We start from the raw sequence: 22360 nt of genomic DNA, 5'->3' as shown, positions 1-22360 counted from the left end.
CATATGACACGGAACACAGACACCGGCGACGACAGTGGCGACGCAGTGACGGACGGCGGCGTCGCCGAGGACCGGCAGCGGTCCGGCTTCAGCCCGATCGCTGCGCTGAACGACCGCTTCGGCAGCGACTTCGTGGAGTCCTCGCAGTTCTGGCTGCCGCCGTTCCTGCTGGTCGGACTGTTCGTCTACGGGGCGATCATCTGGAACTTCCTGATATCGCTGACGGACTTCACCGGCTTCTCGGGTCCCGACTACAGCGACCTGGACCTCGAGATGTACAGCCGCGCGCTGTCGGAGAGCGGGTTCATCGACGCCGCGGTCAACACCTTCATCCTGCTCGTCGGGTTCACCCTCGTGACGCTCGTACTCGGGCTCGGGCTGGCGATTCTGGTCGATCGGAACATCCGGTTCGAAAACACCTTCCGAACGATCTACCTGCTGCCGATGAGCCTCTCGTTCGTCGTCACGGCCCAGTTCTGGGCGTGGATGTTCAACTTCAACAACGGGGTCATCAACATCGTGATCACGTCGCTCGGACTCGGCCGGGTCGACTGGATCGGGAACCCCGACATCGTCCTCTGGGCGGTGATGTTCGCGCTGATGTGGCAGTTCGCCGGGTACGCGATGGTCGTGTACCTCGCGGGCCTGCGGGCCATCCCGGGCGAACACTACGAGGCGGCGAAGGTCGACGGGGCCTCGACGGTCCGGATGTACTGGCGCGTGATCATCCCCCAGCTGAAAGGGTCGACGATCAGCGCCTCGGTCGTCCTGATGGTGTTCGCGCTGAAGGCGTTCGACTTCCTGTACTCGCTGGTCGGCGGCTACCGGCCGCCGAACGGGGCTGACATCCTCGCGACGAAGATGGTCCGTGAGGCGTACGCGAACCTGAACTGGGCGTACTCGTCGGCGATCGCCATCACCCTGTTCCTGATGACGCTCGGCATCGTCGGTCCGTACCTCTACTACCAGTACAACCGAGGGAACCTATGAGCAACGACGCACGAACCGACGGCGGAACGGTATCGGAAACGGACCCGGGGGCGTCCGCGGGGGCGCTCGCGGGAGTCGACGGGTACCGGGTCCTCCTGTACCTCGGGCTGTTCGGGATGCTGGCGTTCTTCCTGGTCCCGATCGAGTCCGGACTCGTCACCTCGTTTAAGACTTCGAGCGGCGTCAGCGGGTCGCTCCCCTTCGCGCCGCCGACCGGGAGCACGTTCACCCTCGGGAAGTGGCAGACCGCGTTCGACGCGCTCGGACGCGGGCTCGTGAACAGCGCGCTGTACGCGATCCCCGCGACGGTCATCTCGGCGCTGCTCGGCAGCTTCGCCGCCTACGGGATCACGCAGTCGAACTGGAAGCCGAAGTACAAGGCGCCGATCCTCGCGCTGTTCGTCGCCGGGATATTCATTCCGTACCAGGCCGTGCTCGTGCCGCTCTCGCAGTTCTGGTCGATGGTTCCCCTCGAGGAGTCGCTGGGGTTCCTGTGGTCGCTCGGGATCAACGACGACTACGTGGGGATAGTCGAGCTGATCGTCACCCACGTGGCCTACGGACTGCCGATCTGTACCGTCCTGTTCAGGTCATACTACAAGAATATGAGCGGGGAGATGATCGAGGCGGCGCGGCTGGACGGCGCGTCCATTCGCCGCATCTACCGTCGGATTGTCCTCCCGCTCTCGGGACCGATGTTCGCGGTGGTCCTGATCTACCAGTTCACACAGATCTGGAACGACCTCCTGTTCACGCTCGTGTTGGTCCAGACGGAGTCCAGCGCGGCCGCGCCGATCGTGTTGATTCTGGCCGGGCTGGGAACGTCGCTCGAAGGCCAAGACTTCGCGCTCCGGATGGCGGGCGCGTTCATCGCCGCCCTGCCGACGCTCGCGGTGTACATCGCGTTCGGCGAGGAGTTCGCGGAGGGGGTGGCGACGTGACCGCCGCCTCTCGCCAGCAGCAATCTATGACTCGACAGCAACCACGCAGCCGACCGGACGCATCGCTCTCGAACCGTCGCGCCGTCTCACGGAGGCGATAGGATGGGGACGCTCGAACTCGACGGCGTGACCAAGGTGTTCCCCGACGGCGACGGCGAGATCGTCGCCGTCGACGACGTCGACATCGAGATGCGCGACGGCGAGTTCCTCGTCGTCGTCGGTCCCTCGGGCTGTGGCAAGTCGACGACGCTCCGGATGGTCGCAGGGCTGGAGACGATCTCCAGCGGCGACATCCGACTCACCGGGAAGACCATCAACGACGTGAAACCGCAGGACCGGGACATCGCGATGGTGTTCCAGTCGTACGCGCTGTACCCCCACATGACGGTGCGGGGGAACATGGCGTTCGGCTTAGAGGAGTCGACGGACCTCTCCGACGACGAGATCGAGGAGCGCGTCTCCGACGCCGCGGAGACGATGGGCATCGCAGAGCTCTTAGACCGGAAGCCGTCCGACCTCTCCGGCGGGCAGCGACAGCGGGTCGCGCTCGGGCGAGCGATTGTCCGCGACCCGGAGGTGTTCCTGATGGACGAGCCGCTCAGCAACCTCGACGCCAAGCTGCGCTCGGAGATGCGGACGGAGCTCCAGCGGCTCCAAGACGAGCTGGACGTGACGACGATGTACGTCACGCACGACCAGACCGAGGCGATGACGATGGGCGACCGGATCGCCATCCTCGACGCCGGGGAGCTCCAGCAGGTCGCGACCCCGCTCGAGTGTTACCACGAGCCGGCGAACCAGTTCGTCGCCGGGTTCATCGGGGACCCGTCGATGAACTTCTTCGACGTTCGGCGGGAGGGCGACACCCTCGTCAACCCCGTGTTCGACTACCCGCTCTCGGAGTCGACGCTCGACGACGTCGGAGACGTGACCGACCTCACGCTCGGGGTCCGCCCCGAGGACATCTCGCTGGCCGGCGACACGGGCGGCGACCACACCTTCTCGACGGTCGTCGAGGTCGTCGAGCCGATGGGCGACGAGAACACCGTCTACCTCCGGTTCGCGGACGCGCCGGAGGGCGAGACGTTCATCGCTACCGTCGGCGGCCTTCAGCGGGTCTCCGCCGGCGACGAGATCACGATCGAGATCCCCGAGGGGACGGTCCACCTCTTCGACGGAGCCACCGGCGAGGCGGTACACAACCGCGAGATCGACGACTAATCGTCGACGCGGCTCGGTCCGGTATCGGAAGACGACCGCGGGTGGGGCGTCACTCCCGTATCCGCTCTACTTCGCGGCGAATCCCGTCTCGAACCCGGTCAGCGACGTCGTCGTCGCCCGGGTCGGAGACGGTCTCGACGTCTTCGGTCTCCAGCAGGCGGTCGAGTTTGCGCTCAAACTCCCGCTCGTCGATCTCGCCGTTGGCGTACCGCTCGCGGAGCGCGTCGAGCGCGGGGTCGCCGGTGGCGCGTTTGGGTTCGTCGACGTTCTCCTCCGGAACCGGCTTCGTCAGGGTGTGGAGCACCGGGAGGGCGATGAAGAGACCGAAGAACCACGCGAGCGGGAGGGTCCACCAGAGGTTGGTGAGGAGGGGGGCGGCGACGCCGGCGCCGAGGACGCAGAGCGCGAACACCCGCCGCCAGCGGTGGCGGAGGTTCCACGCGATCCGGCGAGCGAGTCCGGCCATAGTCGACGTGACGCCGGCGACGCGGAAAGCGGTTTCGTCGGTCGGCTACGCGGGCCGGCCGCCGGCCTCACGACCGGTCGATCGCCAGCCGGTCGCCGGGGTCGACGCCGTGGCGGTCGCTCCACCCGCGCGGCACTTCGAGGACGTACCGCCCGGTCCCCTCGTAGCGGGTGAGCGGCCGCGAATCGGGCGTCGCCTCGTGGATCCGCGTGACCGTCCCGTTCTCGTCGGCGAAGACGATGTCAAGGGCGAACGCCATGTCGCGCATCACGTAGGCGCGCTCGGCGGACTCGCCGTGGACGAACAGCATCCCCTCGCCCGCGCCGAGTTCCTCGGTGGCGGAGAGCCCGACGTACTGTTTCACGAAGCCGTCCGCGACCCGGGCGTCGACGGTCGCGAGCGACTCGCCGGTGTCGCCGTCGACGGCCTCGACGGTCGCGGTGTCGTAGCCGGTGATCAGGAGGGCCGGGTTCGTCGCGGCGACGGCGATGCCGGCGAGCGCGACCAGCGCGAGCGCGGCCACGACCCGGATGAGGCGGCGGTTCACGGTCGGGGTTCGCGGCGCGGAAGGAAATCGTTTTCCGCTCTCGGGGGGTTGTTTCGGTGAGGGCTCGTGGTCTAGCTGGTTATGACGCGGCCTTTACAAGGCTGAGATCGGCGGTTCGAACCCGCCCGAGCCCATTTCTGGGACGAACGAAGTGAGTCACAGAAATGGATGCGAGGGCGGTCGAACCCTGAAAAACGCAGCGTCGAGCGGAGCGAGACGACCGTCTTTCTCCGGTTCGAACCCGCCCGAGCCCACTTCCTGCGGCGAGCAACTCGCGAGCCGCAGGTACGGAAGGGCGCGGTTCGAACCCTATCAGTCGCGCGGAGCGAGCGAACGGGAGCGACCGAGGTTCGAACCCGCCCGAGCCAGTCTCCCGAACGAGGTGACTGGCCTCAGAGGTCGTCGGCGTCGAACTTCAAGAGCCCGGCGAGCGGCGGCGCGAGCGTCCAGAAGACTAGCATTGCGGCCGCCGAGAGCTGCCGGCTCGCGGTCTCGCCGCTGAACAGCTGTTGGCCGAGGAAGGCGTTCGACAGCGCCTCCACCGCGGTCGTGGGGTTCGAGACCTGGAGGAACACCCGAAGCTGTGCCGCCGACAGCGGGAGCGCGTCGACGAGGGGGCCGGCGGCGCCGACGAGGCGACCGGTGAGCGTGCCCCAGAGGATGACGAAGAGGACGTAGATCGCGACGCCGCCGATGAGCGCCCGGCGCTGGGTGGACGACGCGGCCGAACAGCCGATCGCGATCGCGACGAACACGACGCCGAGCGCGGCCGCGAACACGGTGTAGCCGAGGAACGCGCCGGCGTTGAACACGACGGGAGCGACCATCAACACCAGCGCGGGGAGCAGGAAGCCGGCGAACACCGCGAGCGCGAGCGCCGCGCCGCGGCCGATCACCTTGCCAAAGACCACGTCGGCCCGCGAGTGCGGCAGCGACAGGAGGAGCTTCAGCGAGCCGGACTCGCGCTCGCCGCTGACCGCGTTGTAGCCGACGACGACGCCGACGAGCGGCACGAGCGTCGTCACGAGGACGGGACCGATGAAGGCGCTCAACAGCACTTCGGTGGCGAACTGCTCGTTCCCGCCCGTGGGCCGCACGGCGTAGGCGAACGCCGCGACGAGCAGCGAGAACAGCGCCACGAGGGCGATCATGCCGCGCGACTGGACCGTCTCCCGGAAGTCCTTCCGGGCGATGGCGGCGAGGCTCATCGGTCCCCCTCCTCGGCCGCCGGTTCGTCGCCTGCCGGCGGGTCGGCGTCGGTCGAATCGAGGTCTGTCGCGTTCGCGTCGGTCGAGCCGGAGTCCGTCGTGTCCGGGTCCGTCGAGTCGATGTCGGCGGCGCCGTCCCGCTCCGCCGCGTCGCCCTCCGTGTACGTCAAGAAGAGGTCCTCCAGCGACGCCTCGCGCGTGTGGAAGTCGTCGACCGTCACGCCGGCGTCCTCCAAGGCGGCGATCACGTCGGTCTTCGCGTCGCTGGCGCAGTTCACCACCAGTTCGTCGCCGTCGCGGGTGACGCCGGAGACGCCGGGGAGCGCGCGGACCGCCGCGACCGCGTCGTCGTCGGCGCCCGCGGCCGCGACCTCCAGCGTCTCCTCGCCGCCCACGGCCTCGCGGAGCCCCTCGACGGAGTCTTCGGCTACCAGTTCGCCGTCGCGGAGGATGCCGACGCGGTCGCAGACGGCGTCGACCTGTTCGAGGATGTGCGAGGAGAAGAAGACGGTGGCGCCGCGGTCGGCCTCCGCGCGGACGATCTCGCGCATCTCCTTGGCGCCGGCCGGGTCGAGACCCGAGGAGGGCTCGTCGAGGATCAGCAGATCGGGGTCGCCCACGAGCGCCATCGCGAGGGCGAGCCGCTGGCGCATGCCTTTCGAGTACTCCCCGGCGGAGCGGTCGGCGTCGCCGGCGAGGCCGACGCGGTCGAGCAGGGCGTCGGGGTCGGCGTCGGCGTCCTTCGACTCGACGGCGAACTCGACGTGTTTCCGCCCGGAGAGCCGGTCGTACACGGAGAAGCCGTCGGGGAGCACGCCCGTCCGGCGGCGGATCTCGACGCCGTCGGTGTCGACGTCGGCGCCGAGTACGCGGACCGTCCCCGCGCTCGGGCGGACGAGGTCGAGCAGCATGTCGATCGTCGTCGACTTGCCCGCGCCGTTCGGCCCGAGGAAGCCGTACACCTCGCCGTCTTCGACGGTGAGGTCGAGGTCGCGAACGGCCGTGACCTCCGCGAACTCCTTGGTCACGCCACGTAGTTCGATCGCGGTCATGGCTTCCGGTTCCGGCGTGAGTTGATAAAGGGTTGTGGCTCGGCGATCAGTCGGCGGTCGGCGGCCAGTCGACGCCGCGTTCAGCGAGCAGGGCGGCGAACTCGTCCTCGTCGACGACCGGCACGTCCTCGGCGGCCGCGTCGTCGCGTTTCGACCGGCCCGGGCTCTCGCCCGCGACGAGGTAGTCGGTGTTCCCGGAGATGCTCGACGTGGCGCTCGCGCCGCGCGCCTCGACGTACGCCTGCGCCTCGCTCCGCGGGACGGACAGCGAGCCGGTGAACACGAAGGTGAGCCCGTCGAGCGCGTCGATCGGGCCGTCGCCCGCGTCGGTCTCGAACGGCTCGGGGTCGACGCCGCGCTCGCGGAGCCCCTCTATCGCGGCGCGGTTCTCCTCGCGGTCGAGGAACGTCCGGACCGACTCGGCCACCTCCGGACCCACGTCGTCCACCTCGCGGAGGGCGTCCTCGTCCGCGTCGAGGAGGGCGTCGAGCGTCCCGAACCGCGCGGCCAGCGCCCGGGCCGTCGTCGCGCCCACGTCCGGGATCCCCAGCCCGGCGAGGAAGTCGTCGAGCGGCGGGTTCCGGGTGGCGTCGAGTTCGCGGATTAGGTTCTCGGCGCTCGTTTCTCCCCACCCCTCTAACTCGGCCAGTTCCTCGACGGTCAGGTCGTACAGGTCCGGCAGCGACTCGACAAGGCCGGCCTCGCGGAGCTGTTCGACCCGCTCCGGGCCCAGCCCCTCGACGTCGAGCGCGTCGCGGCGCGCCCAGTGTTCGACCGCCCGATCGAGCTGCGCCGGGCAGCCCAGCCCGCCGGTACAGAACGCGAGCGGGCCGTCGCGCTCGATCGCGGCCCCGCAGACGGGGCACGCGTCGGGGAACGCGTAGGTCCCCTCGGAGCGCTTCTCGACGACCTCCGGGACATAGGGGATCACGTCGCCCGCGCGGTAGATCCGGACGCGGTCCCCGACGTTCACGCAGAGCGCCTCGATCTCGGCCGGGTTGTGGAGCGTCGCGCGCGAGACGGTGACGCCGCCGACCTCGACGGGGTCGAGCTCCGCGACGGGCGTGAGCCGCCCGGTGCGGCCCACCTGAACCGTGACGCCCTCGACGGTCGTCGTCGCGGTCCGCGGCGGGAACTTGTGCGCGAACGCCCAGCGCGGCGCGCGAGACGTGCTCCCGAGCGCCTCGCGGTGCGCGAGGGCGTCGACCTTGATCACGACCCCGTCGACCGCGTAGTTCAGGTCGTCCCGGGCGGCCAGTATCTCGTCGCGGTAGTCGATCGCGGCCTCGACGTCGTCGACGACTTCCACGCGGTCGTTCCGGCGGAGGCCGAGCGACTCGAAGGCGCCGAGCGCGTCGCGGTGGCGCGCGGGGCGCTCCGGGCCGTCCGCGCCCGCCTCCCACGCGAGCACGTCGAAGAAGAAGACGTCGAGGGGGCGCTCCGCGACGACCGCCGGGTCGAGTTGGCGGAGCGTCCCGGCCGCGGCGTTGCGCGGGTTCGCGAACGGCTCCTCGCCGCGCTCGATCAGGTCGTCGTTGTACGCCTCGAAGGCGTCGCGAGGCATGTAGGCCTCGCCCCGGACCGCGAGCCGGTCGGGGTGGTCGTCGCCGCGCAGGCGGCCGGGCACCGACCGGATCGTGCGGACCTGCTCGGTGACGTCGTCGCCCTCGCGGCCGTCGCCGCGGGTGGCCGCGCGGGCGTACTCGCCGTCCTCGTAGATCACCTCGATCGAGAGGCCGTCGAACTTCGGCTCGCAGACGTACGCGAGGTCCTCGGGGTCGAACCCGGAGAGGTCACCCGACTCGGCCGCGTCCGCCAGCCCCTCGCGGACGCGCTCGTCGAACTCGCGGACCGCCGCGGCGTCGGTGTCGTTGTCGATGGAGCGCATCGGTGCGACGTGCTCGACCGTCTCCAGCGCGTCGAGCGGTGCGCCGCCGATCTGTCCGGTCGGAGAGTTCTCGGTCGGGAGGTCGAACGCGGCTTCGAGTTCCTCCAGCCGGGCGAACAGCGCGTCGTACGCCTCGTCGGAGACCAGTGGGTCGGCCTCGACGTAGTACCGGTGGTCGTGCTCGCGGACCGCCGCGCGGAGCAGTTCGGCCTGCTCGGCGGCCTCGTCCGCGGAGAGGTCGTCGACCGGGTCGAAGTCGGTCGGGGGGTCCTCGACGTAGGGGTTCTCGTCCGGGTCCGCGTGCCGGGCCGACGACCCGGATTGCGCGCTCGTCATCGCCCGATCCTTGCGTCGGCTCGGGTTAAAAGCGACCGTTCGGGGGCGGGCCGTGTTCGGCCGGTGGTCGAGGTTCCGGCCTCGTCGAAACCCGGTTCGTCGGAGCCCTCACCGAGCCACCACGGGCTTGACAGTCCGGTTCGAAACGGCCTCGCGGGTTTCCACCGAGTACTCCGTGCTCTCAGCCGTTCCCCTTACTCTCGAGATAGTTGTTGATGACCATCGGAAGCACTGCAGCGATCAGAACGAGGACGCCCGTCGACACGAGCGGCGGTGCGTCGGAGTCGGCAACGAACACGGCCAGGAGCACTCCCAGAATGACACACGCGAACACGATCTCATTCTGTCGAGAGGCCATACTCCAACGTGTTGTCTCGGTTATATTATGGTTTCTGAAACGATATGATCACCGGAGAATCGGAACCGAGTCGATCGCCGCTTCACCCACCGGAGGTGCGTTCGGAACGCCAACCTGCTCGAACGACGGGAGCGCGTGTCTCGTCAGCCCGAGTCCCGCCGGCTACTCCGCCCGCTCGCCCGCCGCGAACACCGCCGCCGGCTCCTGCCACGCCGTCACGTCCTCGGTCGGGTCGGCGTCGAGGACGACGAGGTCCGCCTGATACCCCTCCTCGACGCGCCCCACGTCGTCGAGCCCGAGCAGGTCCGCGGCGTTGACGGTTGCCGCCTTCAGCGCCCGCTCCGGCGAGAGCCCGTAGTCGACCATGTACGCCAATTCCTGCGGGATCTCCTCGAAGAAGTTGAACGGCGTGCCTGCGTCGGTCCCCATCGCGATGGGAACGTCGGCCTCCAAGGCGTGGTCCCACGCGTCGTCGAAGCGATCCGCGGCGTCCTCGGCCTTCGCGACGGCGTCCTCGGGGATGCCGGCCTCGACGCCGTTGTCGACGATGCCGCGGAGCGCGCTCGCGGTCGGCACCCAGTAGGTGCCGCGCTCGGCCATCATCTCGGCGGCCTCGCGGTCCATGAACGTCCCGTGTTCGATACTGGAGATGCCGGCCGCGACGGCGTTTTTGATCCCCACCTCGCCGTGTGCGTGGGCCGCGGTCGGCGTGTCGGTCGGCGCGGCCGCGTCGGTGAACGCCTCCAGCTCCTCGAGCGTCAGTTCGGGGGCGCCGGTCACCGCGCCCTCGGTGAGGACGCCGCCGGTGGCCATACACTTGAGCACGTCCGCGCCCGCCTTCAGCTGCTCGCGGGCCGCCTTCCGGACCTCCGCGGGCCCGTCGGCCTCGCGGCCGAACCAGTTGCCGTGGCCGCCGGTCATGATCACGTTGCGGCCGCACGCGAGGACGCGCGGACCGGGAATGTCGCCGGCCGCGACCGCCTCGCCCGCGTCGAGCGCGAGCGTCCCGCGGCTGCCGAGGTCGCGGACCGTCGTGACGCCGGCCGAGACGGCGGCGTCGAGGTTGCTCGCGGCCCGGTAGCTCGCGGTGTAATCGCTGTCCGAGACCGCGGTCGAGACGTCCGGGCGCCCGTCCATCATGGCGTGGACGTGCGCGTCGATCAGCCCGGGGGCGACGACCCGTCCCCCGACGTCGACCTCGGTGGGCGCGGCGTCGCGCTCCGCGACCGCGTCGTCGACCGTCCCCGGCTCACCGACCGCGACGACCTCGCCGTCCGCGACCGCCACGTCGGCGTCGCGAGTCCCCGCGGCGTCCGCCACGCGACCGCCTCGCAGTACGTACATACGGACACGAGGGAGCGTCGGCGTGGTAAACGCTCGGGTCGCGGTAGCCGGCGGTGGAACGGAACCGAGGCCCCCGAAGCGGGGGTTTAGAAGGTGTCTGTACCTTGTTACCGCTCGTGATCTATCTGTCCAGTTTCGTGGCCGATGGCCCACGAAAGGCCGCCGACGGCGAAGACTGCGACGGTCTCCCACGTCGAGTCGGTGAGGGACTGCGCGACTAGAAGCGCCGCGCCTATCGAGACGCCGACGTACACGCCCTCCGGAACCGAGAACGGCAGGCGATTCCGTGACTGGAGAACCGCAGCCACGAACGCTAGCGTGAGGATCGCTAACCCTGCCGGCGGGAGGCCCCGCTGGCGGCTCTGCCACCGCAACGGGAACGTCATCGCGGACGGCGGCGAGGGGTACGCCTCCCGGTCGAACGCCGTCGAGGCCGTGACGCGCGTGAAGGCGAACGCGCCCGGCGCGAAGGCGGTCGAGAAGTAGGCGTCGCGGGGCGGTTCGCCCGAGCCGTCGCGGTCGGTCGCGTCTTTTCCGACTCAGGTCGCCGCCAAGAGCTTCAGCCGCAGGTCGCGCTCGTCGACCTCGTACTTGAACGCCGGGTGGCCGTCGACGAGCACGTACGGGACGCGCTCGCCGTACTCCGCGGCCAGTTCGGGGTCGGTGTCGACGTCGACCTCGTCGATGTCGACCGTCACGGCGTCGAGGTCGGCCGCGACCGACTCGATCGTCTCGCGGGCGACGACGCACAGCGAGCAGTCCTCGCGGGTGTAGAGGGTGACCGGGACGGTCGCGGGCTCGTCGTCCGCGCTCACGGCTCGCCGTCGCCGGCCAGCAGCTCCTCGGCGACCGTCGCGGCGTCCAGCAGTTCGGGGTCGACCGCGAGGTCGGCGACCGTCGCGACGAACTCCGGCAGCGACCGGCTCGCGTAGGTGACGACCCGGACGTCCGGGTTCAGCTCCTTCGCCACCGGGATCCCGGTCGCCTCTTCGACGTCGGTGAGGACGAAGTAGGCGGCCTCGGCGGTCCCCGCTTCCTCGAGCTTCGTCGCCGTGACGAGCCCGTCGACCCGGCGGACCTCGACACCGAGCGCGGCGAGTTCCTCTCCGAGCCCGTTCTCGTCGGGACCGGCGACGATAGCGACGGCACCGTCGCCGTCGTCGCTGCGACCGCCGTCGGGGCGGGCTGTCGGTCCCGCCATCACTCGTACTCGATCGTCGCGGGCGGCTTGTGGGTCACGTCGTAGACGACCCGCGCCACGTTCTCGTTCTCGCCGGTGATCCGGCTCTGGATCCGCTGGAGCGTGCCCCAGTCGATCTCCTGTGCGCGCGCGGTCATCCCGTCGCGGCTCTCGACCGAGCGCACCGCGACGACCCAGCCGTGGACGCGGTTGTCGCCCTTGACGCCGGTGGCCTTGCCGAGGACCGCGGCGAACGCCTGCCACGGGTCGTACTCCTCCAGTTCCTCCTCGACGACGTGGGTCGCCTCGCGGGCGACCGCGGCCTTCTCGGGGGTGACCTCCCCGACGATCCGGACGGCGAGCCCGGGACCGGGGAACGGCATGCGCTCGGAGATGACCTCTTCGAGCCCGAGCGCGCGAGCGACCTCGCGCACCTCGTCCTTGTAGAGGTCGCGCACCGGCTCGACTATCCCCTCGAAGTCGACGACCTCGGGGAGCCCGCCGACGTTGTGGTGCGACTTGATGTTCCCCTCCGACTCGATGCGGTCGGGGTAGATCGTCCCCTGCACGAGGTAGTCGGCGCCCACGTCGCGGGCGACCGTCTCGAACTCGTCGATGAACCCCTCACCGATGACGTGGCGCTTCTCCTCGGGGTCGGTGACGCCGGCGAGGCGGTCGAAGAACCGCTCTTGGGCCTCGATCACCCGCAGCGACTCCATGAACTCGAAGGTGTCGCGGATCTCCTCGGTCTCCCCCTTCCGCATCAGCCCCGTGTCGACGTAGACGGGGGTGAGCTGGTCGCCAACCGCCTCGTACGCGAGCGTCGCCGCGACCGAGGAGTCGACGCCGCCCGAGAGGGCGATCACGGCGTTCGCGTCGCCTATCGCCTCCCGGATCTCCGCTTTCGCCTCCGCGATGAACTCGTCCGTCTCGACCATCTATAGCCTCACGTCCGCGTTCCGCTCGGTTGTGTCCGTCGATCCCAGCGCCGCCTCGACGAGGGAGACGAAGGGGGGACTCGCGCGGTCCGGCCGCGACCGGAACTCGGGGTGCGCCTGCGTCCCGAAGAAGAACGGGTGGTCCGGGCGTTCGAGGATCTCCATCCGGTTGTCCGCGCGCCCGGAGAAGACGAGCCCGTCCGACTCTAAGGCGTCGATGTACTCGGGGTTCACTTCGTAGCGATGGCGGTGGCGCTCGGTGCAGGAGTCGGCGCCGTACACCTCGGCCGCGAGCGTCTCCGGTTCGATGTCGGTCTCGTGGGCGCCGAGCCGCATCGTCCCGCCCATGTCCTCCGTCTCGTACTGGTCGGGGAGCAGGTCGATGACGGGGTGGGGCGTGTCGGGGTCGATCTCCGCGGAGTGGGCGCCCTCCAGCCCGAGGACGTTGCGCGCGTGCTCGACGACCGCCATCTGGAAGCCCAAGCAGAGCCCGAGGAAGGGGACGCCGTTCTTGCGGGCGTACCGGACCGCCTCGATCTTGCCGTCGGTGCCGCGGGAGCCGAAGCCGCCGGGGACGACGACCGCGTCGGCCGCCGCGAGGCGCTGTTCGTGCTCCGCGCGCGTCTCGTCGGCGTCGACCCACAGCACGTTCACCTCGGTGCCGGTCTGGATCCCGGCGTGTTTCAGCGCCTCGTGGATGGACATGTACGCGTCTTCGAGGGCGTACTTCCCGACCAGGGCCACGTCGAGGTCGCGGTCGCGGTCGCGCGTGACCAGATCGCGCCACTCCGTCGAGCGCTCCGCCTTCGGGAGCGCCTCGTCGACGAGGCCGAGCCGCTCCATCACGTGCTCGTCTAACCCCTCGTCTTCGACCATCAGCGGGACGTGGTAGATGTCCTCGACGTCCGGATTCGAGAAGACGGCGTCCGTGGGCACGTCACAGAATAAGGCGATCTTCTCTTTCGTCGACGGGTCCAGCCGGTCCTCGGAGCGCCCGACGAGGATGTCGGGCTGCAGCCCGATCGACCGGAGCTCCTTCACCGAGTGCTGGGTGGGCTTCGTCTTCTGCTCGCCGTTCTTCGAGTAGGGGACGAGGGTGACGTGCGTGAAGAGGATGTCCTCGTCGTCCTCCTCGTGGGCGAACTGCCGGAGCGCTTCGAGGAAGGGCATCGACTCGATGTCCCCGACCGTGCCGCCGATCTCGACGAGACAGACGTCGGAGCCCTCGGCGGCCTCGCGGATGCGGCGCTTGATGTCGTCGGTGACGTGGGGGATGATCTGGACGGTCTTGCCGAGGTAGTCGCCGGCGCGCTCGCGCTCGATGACGTGCTCGTACGTCTTCCCCGTGGTGACGTTGTGGTCGAACGTCATGTCGGTGCCGAGGAAGCGCTCGTAGTTGCCTAAATCGAGGTCGACCTCGCCGCCGTCCTTCAAGACGTACACCTCGCCGTGCTCGTACGGGTTCATCGTCCCGGCGTCGACGTTGAGGTAGGGGTCCACCTTGACGGCGGTGACGTCGAAGCCCGCGTTGGCGAGAAGGCGCCCGGTGCTGGCGGCCGTGATGCCCTTGCCCAGCCCGGACATCACACCGCCCGTGACGAACACGAACTTCCGACCCAGCGAGGGGTCGTACCCCGTGTCGGGATCTGCTGGCATATCGACCGTCCGGCAGGCCGGGTCAAAACCGTTTCGGACCCTCCGTTTCGGGTGGACGTTCGTGTTGATTTGGGATGTGTCGATACGCTGTTGAGAGGACGGGTGTGGCGGCGTAAGCGATGCCCGCGTCGTGCCGAGCGGTTATCTACAAGTCGGTGGGCTGAGAGCCCGCGAACACCCCCAAGGCCTCTGTCGCTCGGTTATAAACGAGTGCCGGCGGATCGGCGGCAACACCGGCAAAGCCCCAGCCGCGAGGACTCGCGCGGCTTGCTGTCGTTCGAAAGGCGCTCCGCGCCTTTCGTGATGTCGTCAGAACGCGAAGCGTTCTGACTGCTAGCCGGAAATCGAAGATTTCCGGCGATGACGAGACGCCTCCAGCGTCTCGAACCACGCTCCTCAGTCGCTCGTTCCACTCGCTCCCTGCGGTGCTTACTGCGCCGGGCTTCGTCCTCGCGGCTGCCCCTTTGAGTCCCACCCGACCACAGCCGCACAGCACCTCACGCCTCCCCAGCCTCGTCGCTCGCTTCGCTCGCGACTCCCTCGCACCGGCGGTTCGCGCCCTTCGGGCCGCTCACCGGGGCGCGCCACCGCATCGATTTATAAATGATCGTCGCAACCGCTCATTCCGATTTAAATATCGCATCACTATCACCGAACTACAACATTCACTCCCGCTATCTCTCACGTCCGCGTCCGTACCGATCTGAAAAATCGCGTCGTCGACCGCTCGTTATCGCCGCCGAGCCGACCCGTCTAACACTCCGACCAGCCGCACGACTCGCACGTCTTACAGCCCTCGGAGTAGTAGAGGTTCATGCTCCCGCAGTCGGGACACTCGGGCGACTCGCCCGCCGCGATGAGCTCTTGGGTCGAGTCGTCCGCGCCCGCGGCGTCGTCTCTCGCCGTCGGCTCGGGGCCGTCCGCGCTCGGGGCGTCGGGCGCCGTGCCGGCGTCGACTGTGCCGGCGTCGACCGCGCCGCCGTCGGTCTGGCTCGGGCGGCTCGCGCTCGACGCGCTCTCCTCGACGTCGTCGAGGCTCTGCTGTTGGGGAATCCCCTTGTCGACGTCGTCGTCGAGGTAGCGACGCAGCGCGGTGCCGATCGCGTCCGGGATCGACTGGATCTGCTCGCCTTTGTCCCAGGCGACCTTCGGACTCCGGGTGCCCTGTAGCTCGTCGACGATCTCCTCGGGGTCGACGCCCGAGCGGAGCGCCGTCGAGATGACCTTCGCGAGCGCCTCCGTGAAGGAGTTGGTGTAGCCGCCGGAGTGGCCGATGTTCGCGAACAGCTCGAACGGTAGGCCGTTCTCGTCCTCGTTGATGGTGACGTACAGCTTGCCGTAGCCCGTCTCGACTCGCTGGGTGACCCCGTTCAGGGAGTCGGGACGCGGGCTGCGCTCGCTGTAGTCGATCCGGGGCTGCTCGCTGGCCTCGAGCAGGTCCGAGATCTCCGCGTCGATCGCGGCCTGCACGTCCTCGTTGTCGAGGAACGCCTCGATGCCGCCGAACACCTCGCCGATCTGCTCGACGATCGCCTCGGCCGCCTCGCTCTCGTCGGCGAACTCCGTGTTCTTCGCGCGGGTGGTGAGCACCTGCTTCGAGCGGGTCCCGTCGCGGTAGACGGTGACGCCCTTCCCGCCGTGGTCGTAGATGTAGCGGTACACCTCCTCCATCTCCTCGGCGGTGGCGTCGTTCGGGAAGTTACACGTCTTCGAGATGGCGGAGTCGACCCCCTCCTGGCAGGCGCACTGGACCGCCGCGTGCTGCTTGCCCGAGAGGTCGCCGGTGACGACGAACAGCTCGCCGATCGTGTCCGGGACCGTCTCTAACCCGTCCACGCCGTCGAACTCGTTCGCCGCCATCTGCGCTTGGGCCTCCTCCTTGACGGCGTCGACGTCGACGTCGTTCTCCTCTAGGGTACGGAGGAAGTAGTCGTCGAACTCGACGAGCATCTCGTCGCCCTGAACGTCGTCGGAGACGTTCTTGTAGTAGGCGACGTTGTAGATGGGCTCGCAGCCGCCCGTCGTGTTGCCGATCATCGACGTCGTGCCCGTGGGGGCGATCGTCGTCGTGTTGTGGTTCCGGATCGGGAAGCCGTCCTCCCAGTCGTCGGCGTCGAGACCGGTGTAGTGTTCGAACCACTCGCGGTACTCGGTGGGGTTCGCGTACTTCGAGTCCTCCCAGTCGTTGAACGTCCCGCGCTCCGTCGCGAGCTCGTGGGAGGTCTGCTTCGACGCGTGGTTGATGTGGGTCATCAGCTGGCGGGCGACTTCGTTGCCCGGCTCGGTGCCGTACTGGATCCCGAGCTGGACGTACAGCTGCGCCAGCCCCATGACGCCAAGCCCGATCTTCCGCATGTCGCGGACCTTCTCTTCTATCTTCTCGACCGGGAAGTCCGACATCGTGACCACGTTCTCGAGGAAGCGGGTGCCGTAGTCGATCCGCTCGTCGAACTCCTCGAAGTCGATCGCCTCCTCGAGGAAGGCGTCGATCGCCGCGGCCTGCGAGTCGTACTCGTCGGCGTGCTCGTCCGACCAGACCCGCCAGTCCGGCGCGTCCTGAGCCGCGAGCGTCGAGAGGTTGATGTGTCCGAGGTTACAGGCCTCGTACTCCTCTAACGGCTGCTCGCCGCAGGGGTTCGTCGCGAGGATCCGGTGGTCCGGGTTCTCCTCGACGTCGAAGGAGTGCTCCTTGTTGACGCGTTCGAGGTAGATGACGCCCGGCTCGCCGTTCTCGTGGGCGCCCTCGATCATGTCGTCCCAGAGCTCCTGTGCCGGGATCGACAGCTCCTCGCCGACCTCGACGTGCTCCCCGAGGCCGAACATCTCGTAGATCTCCTTCGTCTCCGGCGTCGCGATGTGGGGCTCCTCCGTGCGCGGGTTCGTGAAGGTGAACTCCTCGTCGTTGTACAGCGCCTCCATGAAGTCGTCGGTGACGCCGACGCTGATGTTGAAGTTCGAGAGGTGGCCCTCGACGGCGTTCCGGAGGTGTTCCGGGACCTTCCCGTCCTCGTCGATCAGCTCGCGGGCCTCCCCCAGCGCCTCCTTGAAGGAGTTGTGCGTGAAGTCGTCGGGGTCGTTCAGGCGCAGCGAGTGAGCCAGCGAGACGTCTTTGTTCTTCGAGTGGATAAACTGGATGACGTCCGGGTGCGAGACGCGCATGACGCCCATCTGGGCGCCGCGACGCGCGCCGCCCTGCGCGATCGTCTCACACATCTGGTCGAACGTCCGCATGAACGTGATCGGCCCGGAGGCGATGCCCCCGGTCGAGCCGACAGAGTCGCCGTACGGCCGGAGCTTCCAGAACGCGTACCCCATGCCGCCGCCGGACTGGAACACCTCGGCCGCCTCCTTGGCGGTCTGGTGGATGTCGGTGATGTCGTCGTCGGGGGAGTCGACGAAGCAGGCGGAGAGCTGCTGGAGCTCGTCGCCCGCGTTCATCAGCGTCGGGGAGTTCGGCATGAAGGATAGCGACTCCATCCCGTCCCGGAACGTCCCGGCGGTCGCCTCGACGTGGTCGCGGACCCCGTCGGGCAGTTCGGGGACGACGGTGTCGTACGCGAACTTGTTGACGTTGTGGGCGGTGAGCGTCGTCTCGACGTCGTCGTCGACACCGGTCCCCGCTCCGAAGACCTCCGCGGCGAGCTCGTCGCGGCGCGGGTGGTCGGGCTTGATCTGGTCCGGCGTGACCGTGATCTCCACGTCCCGCTTTTCGGCCTCGAAGACCGCCTCCGCGAGCGCGACGTTGCGCGCGACGCGGTCGAACAGCTCCTCGGGGTCCTCGATCGGCTCCCCGTCCGCGTTCTTCCGGAGGTAACGCGCGGGCAGGATGTTGTGGTAGGCGTTGGCGGTGAGACGCTCCTCCATCGTCTCGCCGGTGGTGCGTTTGATCGGCAGTTCGAGGTTGTCGGCGGTGACGCCGCTCATTCGGCGGCCACCCCGCTCGGTCGGCGTGTGATATGGATCATCTGTAGTGTTGGTGTACTGGTGAGGCGGGCCCTTGTACGTTCGGATGTCCGAATCCGACCGGGCCTACATGTCCGATTCGGTATGTAACGTCTGTGCGGCGAGTCTGACGCTAAATACGGTACGTCGCCAAGAGACGGACTCCGGATACATAAGCATAGGTAGACCGGAGTGAAACTGGTACTCGTTCGGAGGAAACGCGGTACGGCGACGACTTCCCACCGGAACAGAAGGGGGGTTCGGTCGCGGCCGTCCCTCCCGGAGAACGGTGGTCTCGTCGCCGCGCGGCCGCCGTGCGGGTGACCGCGCGTCCGGATTCGACGCGGTTCTCACCGCAGACCTATCAGAATCCGACAATCGATCTCGGTCTCGTCCCACAAGCTTATACCCGGCCTCGCCGTGGCCCCGGACATGACCGCATCGTCACTCGCGCTCGCGGGGCTCGTCGCGCCGGCGCAGGCCGCGCTGCTCGGCAGTCAGGTCGGCCAGCTCCTCGTCGCCCTGGTCGTCGTCGCGCTCGTCATCGTCGTCGGCAAGTTCGTGTTGAAGCTCGCGTGGCGGCTCGTCACGATCGGTATCGTCGTGGTCGCCGCGCTCTACCTGCTGTCGACGCTCGGACTCGTATAAAAATCGCCGCGGGCGAGCACCGCTCGCCCGCCGGAACGGACGGCCGACCTACTGGAACGCGGCGCCCGGTTCGGCCTCGGTGCGGTCCACCTCGGACCGCCTGAACTGCTTTTCTATCTCCTCGTAGCGCTCGCGCGTCTCCGGGGTGACGCTGGGGTTGACCTCGCTCAGCGCGTCCTCGAAGTGCTCCATCGTCACGCGGACGTTGCCGACGGACTCGCCCACCTCCTCGCGCGTGACGCTGCCGATGAACTCTCGGGAGGCGTTCATCGACGCCTCGCGGGCGACCGCTTCGATGTCGGCGCCGACGTACCCGTCGGTCTTGCGCGCCAGCGCGTCGAGGTCGACGTCGTCCGCCAGCGGCTTGTCCCGCGTGTGGACCTCGAAGATCCGGCGGCGCGCCGTCTCGTCGGGGACGGGCACGTGGACGTGCCGGTCTAAGCGTCCGGGGCGCAGCAGCGCCGAGTCGATGAGGTCCGGGCGGTTCGTCGTCGCGATGACAACCACGTCCTCCAGCGATTCGAGGCCGTCAAGCTCCGTCAGGAGCTGGGAGACGACGCGTTCACCGACGCCGGAGTCGCCGGAGTTCTTCCCGCGCTCGGTGGCGATCGAGTCGATCTCGTCGAAGAACACGATCGTCGGCGCGTTCTCCCGGGCCTTGCTGAACACCTCGCGGACGCCCTTCTCGGACTCGCCCACGTACTTGTTCAGCAGCTCCGGCCCCTTGATCGAGATGAAGTTCGACTCGCTCTCGTTGGCGACGGCCTTCGCGAGCAGGGTCTTCCCCGTGCCCGGCGGGCCGTACATCAGGACGCCCTTCGCGGCCTGCATGTCCAGCTCCTCGAACACCTCGGGGTACTCCAGGGGCCACTGGATCGTCTCGCGGAGCCGCTCTTTGGTGTCCTCGAGGCCGCCCACGTCCTCCCAGGTGGTGTCGGGGACCTCCACGAACACCTCCCGTAACGCGGAGGGCTCGATTCCCTTTATCGCCTCCTTGAAGTCCGCCTCGGTCACCTGAATGCTGTTCAGCACGTCGGCGTCGATCTCGTCGCTTTCGAGGTCGATCTCCGGGCGGATCCGGCGCAGCGCGTGCATCGCGGACTCCTTCGCGAGCGACTCTAAGTCGGCCCCGACGAAGCCGTGGGTGTTCTCGGCGTACTCGTCTAAGTCGATCCCGTCGGTCAGCGGCATGTTCCGCGTGTGGACCTGAAGGATCTCCTTGCGGCCGTCGCGGTCGGGGACGCCGACCTCGATCTCGCGGTCGAAGCGGCCGCCCCGTCGGAGCGCCTGGTCGATGGCGTCGACGCGGTTCGTCGCCCCGATGACGACGACCTCGCCGCGCTCTTCGAGCCCGTCCATCAGCGAGAGCAGTTGGGCCACGACGCGGCGCTCTACGTCGCCGCCGGCCTCCTCGCGCTTGGGCGCGATGGAGTCGAGCTCGTCCATGAAGATGATCGAGGGCGACTCCTCGGACGCCTCCTCGAACACCTCGCGGAGCTGCTCTTCGCTCTCGCCGTAGTACTTCGACATGATCTCCGGGCCGGAGATCGTGTGGAAGTTGGCGTCGATCTCGTTGGCGACCGCCTTCGCGATCAGCGTCTTCCCGGTGCCCGGCGGCCCGTGGAGCAGGACGCCCTTCGGGGGGTCGATACCGAGGCGCTTGAACAGCTCCGGGTGCCGCATCGGCAGCTCGATCATCTCGCGGACCTGCTCTAGCTCGTCGTCGAGCCCGCCGATGTCCTCGTAGGTGACGTCGGGGCCCTCGCCGGTCCCGCCCGCGGCGTCGTCGCGGTCGGCGATCTCCTCGGCGGAGATCTCGGAGATGCTGATCTCCGTCTCGTCGGTGATGACGACCGTGCCGCCGGGGCTCGTCTCCGCGATCTTCATCGGCACCGCCTGCGACTGGCCGCCCATCAGCCCGAAGCCGAGGGAGGTCCGGATCGTCTGTCCCTCGGTCACCGGCTGTCCGGAGAGCTTGTCGCGGATGAACGGGGCGATCTGGCCCCGCACCCGCAGCTGGCTCGGGAAGGCGATCGTCACCGCGTCCGCCCGCGAGACGTCGACGTCCTCGACGGTCACGCGGTCGTCGATCCCCACGTCGGCCTCCTGTCGGAGGCGGCCGTCGATGCGGATCACGCCGGTGCCGTCGTCCTCGGGGTAGCCGGGCCAGACGCGGGCGACCGCGGCCCCGTCGGCGCCCTCGACGCGGACGATGTCCCCGCCGGAGAGGCCCAGCTCGTCGGCCGCGACGCGGTCGATCGCCGCGAGGCGGCGGCCGGCGTCCTTCTGTTTCAGCGGCTTGACGGTGAGCTTCATCGCTCGCCCTCCACGGTGAGCACGCCGTTGTTCACGACCGCGTCGGCGGCCGTTCCGGGCAGTTCGAACTCCGATTCGACCGGCCCGTCCGGTCCCTCCACGACGACGATCGCGGTCCCGCCGACGGTGTCGACGGTGACGGTCTCGTCGTCGACGCCGAGGTCGGCAGCGACGATCCAGCCGTCGTCGTACTCGTACCGACGGAGCAGCGCGCCGTCGCCGGTCGATCGGGTCTGTATGTGATTCATCCTAACTACGAGTTAGTCGCGTAGATATTTAAACTTGACGCCAAAAATCGCAGGACGTGAGTGTCGCTCTGTGCTATCGGTAGTGTAGCGGTTCGGGGTCGATCTCGCCCGCCCGCCCGCCGTCCGGCGGTCGGTGCCGCGCCCCTTCTTTCGCCCTAGCCGCCCCCCGTCTCCCGCCCTGGCCGCGCCCCTTCTTTCGCTCGGCTCGCAGGCCGCGACCGCCGTCCGACCACTCGGGCGTTTATGCCGCTCGACGTCGAACCGCCTCGACATGGAGCGGGTCACCCACGACGGGCGCGAGACGGCGTACCGCCGCTTCGACCGCGGCGGCGACGGGCCGACGGTCTGTTTCGTCCACGGCAGCGGCGGCACGAAAGACGTCTGGAAGTCGCAGGCGCGGCTCGCGGATCGGTTCCCGGGCGTCGCCGTCGATCTCTCGGGGCACGGCGACAGCGGCGACGTGACGACGCCGGCGGGCCGCGAGACGCTCGACGCGTACGCGGACGACGTCGTCGCGGTCGTGGAGGCGACGGACGCGACCGTGGTCTGCGGCAACTCGCTGGGCGGCGCGGTCGCGCTGTGGATCGCCTCGGAGCGCGACCTCGCGCTCGACGGCCTCGCCCTCGCGGGCACGGGTGCGAAGCTCGCCGTGGCCGACTCCCTGCGCGAGGCGCTCGCGGACGACTTCGACCGGGCGGTCTCGCTGCTCCACGAGCCGGACCGGCTGTTCCACGACGCGCCCGCGGAGTACGTCGAGCTCTCGGAGGCGTCCATGCGCGCGTGCGGGCGAGCGGTCACCGAGCGCGACTTCCTGACGTGCCACCGGTTCGACGTCCGCGACCGCCTCGACGCGGTCGACGTGCCGGCGCTCGCGCTCGTCGGCGCGCACGACGGACTCACCCCGCCGGCGTACCACGAGTACCTGGCCGCGGAGATTCCGGCGGGAGAGTGGACCGAACTCCCCGACGCCGCCCACCTCGCGATGCTCGAACGGCCGGCCGCGTTCAACGAGGCGCTCTCCGAGTTCCTCGACCGGTTGTAGGACCCCGACGGCGACCCCGAGGCCCGGCGGTCACCGTCC

General features: G+C 68.9%; 20 protein-coding genes, 1 tRNA gene and 1 pseudogene. 7 read left to right on the top strand and 15 right to left on the bottom strand.

Features of this window, described 5'->3' with window-relative positions:
• The first annotated feature begins 3 nt into the window (after nt 1-3).
• From KI388_RS11795 to ugpC, 3 genes are all read left to right on the top strand, one after another.
• Nucleotides 4-990, top strand: coding sequence for a sugar ABC transporter permease (locus KI388_RS11795; protein WP_215086812.1), 987 nt, complete (start codon nt 4-6; stop codon nt 988-990).
• A complete protein-coding gene (locus KI388_RS11790; RefSeq protein WP_215086811.1) occupies nt 987-1931 on the top strand; it encodes a carbohydrate ABC transporter permease in 945 nt (314 codons plus the stop codon). Before KI388_RS11795 ends, KI388_RS11790 begins: the two co-directional genes overlap by 4 nt.
• Nucleotides 1932-2033: 102 nt before the next feature.
• Nucleotides 2034-3152, top strand: a complete 1119-nt coding sequence (gene ugpC / locus KI388_RS11785) for a sn-glycerol-3-phosphate ABC transporter ATP-binding protein UgpC (protein WP_215086810.1) — start codon at nt 2034-2036, stop codon at nt 3150-3152.
• Between the two features lie 49 nt (nt 3153-3201).
• On the opposite strand, the gene KI388_RS11780 is transcribed toward ugpC, so the two are convergent.
• On the bottom strand, nt 3202-3618 hold the full coding sequence (locus KI388_RS11780) for an SHOCT domain-containing protein (RefSeq protein ID WP_215086809.1): 417 nt from the start codon (nt 3616-3618) through the stop codon (nt 3202-3204).
• Between the two features lie 67 nt (nt 3619-3685).
• Entirely contained in the window at nt 3686-4165 is a 480-nt protein-coding gene (locus KI388_RS11775) for a DUF192 domain-containing protein (protein WP_215086808.1), read from the bottom strand.
• Between the two features lie 60 nt (nt 4166-4225).
• Between KI388_RS11775 and KI388_RS11770 the strand changes: the two genes are divergently transcribed.
• A tRNA-Val gene (locus KI388_RS11770) sits at nt 4226-4299 on the top strand.
• Nucleotides 4300-4557: 258 nt separating this feature from the next.
• Here the strand turns inward: KI388_RS11770 and KI388_RS11765 are convergent.
• From KI388_RS11765 to KI388_RS15405, 6 genes are all read right to left on the bottom strand, one after another.
• A complete protein-coding gene (locus KI388_RS11765) occupies nt 4558-5373 on the bottom strand; it encodes an ABC transporter permease subunit (protein ID WP_215086807.1) in 816 nt (271 codons plus the stop codon).
• Nucleotides 5370-6425: an ABC transporter ATP-binding protein gene (locus KI388_RS11760; RefSeq protein WP_215086806.1), complete on the bottom strand. Its 1056-nt coding sequence runs from the start codon at nt 6423-6425 to the stop codon at nt 5370-5372. Before KI388_RS11760 ends, KI388_RS11765 begins: the two co-directional genes overlap by 4 nt.
• A 46-nt stretch (nt 6426-6471) precedes the next feature.
• Nucleotides 6472-8649 carry an NAD-dependent DNA ligase LigA gene (gene ligA, locus KI388_RS11755; protein WP_215086805.1) on the bottom strand — a complete coding sequence of 726 codons (2178 nt, stop codon included), beginning with the start codon at nt 8647-8649 and terminating at the stop codon, nt 6472-6474.
• 181 nt (nt 8650-8830) lie between these two features.
• Complete coding sequence (locus KI388_RS11750; protein ID WP_215086804.1) at nt 8831-9007, bottom strand: hypothetical protein; 177 nt, start codon at nt 9005-9007, stop codon at nt 8831-8833.
• Between the two features lie 162 nt (nt 9008-9169).
• Nucleotides 9170-10351, bottom strand: coding sequence for an amidohydrolase family protein (locus tag KI388_RS11745; RefSeq protein WP_215086803.1), 1182 nt, complete (start codon nt 10349-10351; stop codon nt 9170-9172).
• Between the two features lie 107 nt (nt 10352-10458).
• Entirely contained in the window at nt 10459-10605 is a 147-nt protein-coding gene (locus tag KI388_RS15405) for a hypothetical protein (protein ID WP_251133149.1), read from the bottom strand.
• Nucleotides 10606-10702: 97 nt separating this feature from the next.
• Between KI388_RS15405 and KI388_RS11735 the strand changes: the two are divergent.
• A pseudogene (locus tag KI388_RS11735) lies at nt 10703-10837 on the top strand (YegP family protein); the annotation flags it as partial.
• Nucleotides 10838-10890: 53 nt separating this feature from the next.
• On the opposite strand, the gene KI388_RS11730 reads toward KI388_RS11735, so the two are convergent.
• The 5 genes from KI388_RS11730 to KI388_RS11710 all read right to left on the bottom strand — a co-directional run bounded on the left by KI388_RS11730 (nt 10891) and on the right by KI388_RS11710 (nt 18049).
• A complete protein-coding gene (locus KI388_RS11730) occupies nt 10891-11166 on the bottom strand; it encodes a glutaredoxin family protein (protein ID WP_215086801.1) in 276 nt (91 codons plus the stop codon).
• On the bottom strand, nt 11163-11552 hold the full coding sequence (locus KI388_RS11725) for a CTP synthetase (protein ID WP_215086800.1): 390 nt from the start codon (nt 11550-11552) through the stop codon (nt 11163-11165). The genes KI388_RS11730 and KI388_RS11725 overlap by 4 nt, the downstream gene beginning before the upstream one ends.
• Complete coding sequence (guaA, locus tag KI388_RS11720; RefSeq protein ID WP_215086799.1) at nt 11552-12469, bottom strand: glutamine-hydrolyzing GMP synthase; 918 nt, start codon at nt 12467-12469, stop codon at nt 11552-11554. Before guaA ends, KI388_RS11725 begins: the two co-directional genes overlap by 1 nt.
• Entirely contained in the window at nt 12470-14125 is a 1656-nt protein-coding gene (locus KI388_RS11715; protein ID WP_215086798.1) for a CTP synthase, read from the bottom strand. It abuts the gene before it with no gap.
• A gap of 753 nt (nt 14126-14878) precedes the next feature.
• The gene (locus KI388_RS11710) at nt 14879-18049 is read right to left on the bottom strand and encodes an adenosylcobalamin-dependent ribonucleoside-diphosphate reductase (RefSeq protein ID WP_215086797.1); all 3171 of its coding nucleotides are present in this window, start codon (nt 18047-18049) and stop codon (nt 14879-14881) included.
• 423 nt (nt 18050-18472) lie between these two features.
• On the opposite strand from KI388_RS11710, the gene KI388_RS11705 reads away from it, so the two are divergent.
• Nucleotides 18473-18715 (top strand): hypothetical protein, encoded by a 243-nt coding sequence (locus KI388_RS11705; RefSeq protein WP_215088787.1) that lies wholly within the window; start codon nt 18473-18475, stop codon nt 18713-18715.
• Nucleotides 18716-18763: 48 nt separating this feature from the next.
• Here the strand turns inward: KI388_RS11705 and KI388_RS11700 are convergent, their stop codons facing one another.
• Together KI388_RS11700 and KI388_RS11695 are read right to left on the bottom strand one after the other, a co-directional pair.
• Nucleotides 18764-21031 carry a CDC48 family AAA ATPase gene (locus KI388_RS11700; RefSeq protein WP_215086796.1) on the bottom strand — a complete coding sequence of 756 codons (2268 nt, stop codon included), beginning with the start codon at nt 21029-21031 and terminating at the stop codon, nt 18764-18766.
• Entirely contained in the window at nt 21028-21279 is a 252-nt protein-coding gene (locus KI388_RS11695) for an Hsp20/alpha crystallin family protein (protein WP_215086795.1), read from the bottom strand. The genes KI388_RS11700 and KI388_RS11695 overlap by 4 nt, the downstream gene beginning before the upstream one ends.
• 271 nt (nt 21280-21550) lie before the next feature.
• Here KI388_RS11695 and KI388_RS11690 point away from each other — a divergent pair, with 271 nt between their 5' ends.
• Nucleotides 21551-22321: an alpha/beta hydrolase gene (locus tag KI388_RS11690; protein ID WP_215086794.1), complete on the top strand. Its 771-nt coding sequence runs from the start codon at nt 21551-21553 to the stop codon at nt 22319-22321.
• The last annotated feature ends 39 nt before the right edge of the window (nt 22322-22360 follow it).

Source organism: Halorubrum sp. 2020YC2 (assembly GCF_018623055.1).
In the GTDB taxonomy this organism is placed as follows: Archaea; Halobacteriota; Halobacteria; order Halobacteriales; family Haloferacaceae; genus Halorubrum.
This window is presented reverse-complemented; position numbering and strand designations above follow the sequence as displayed.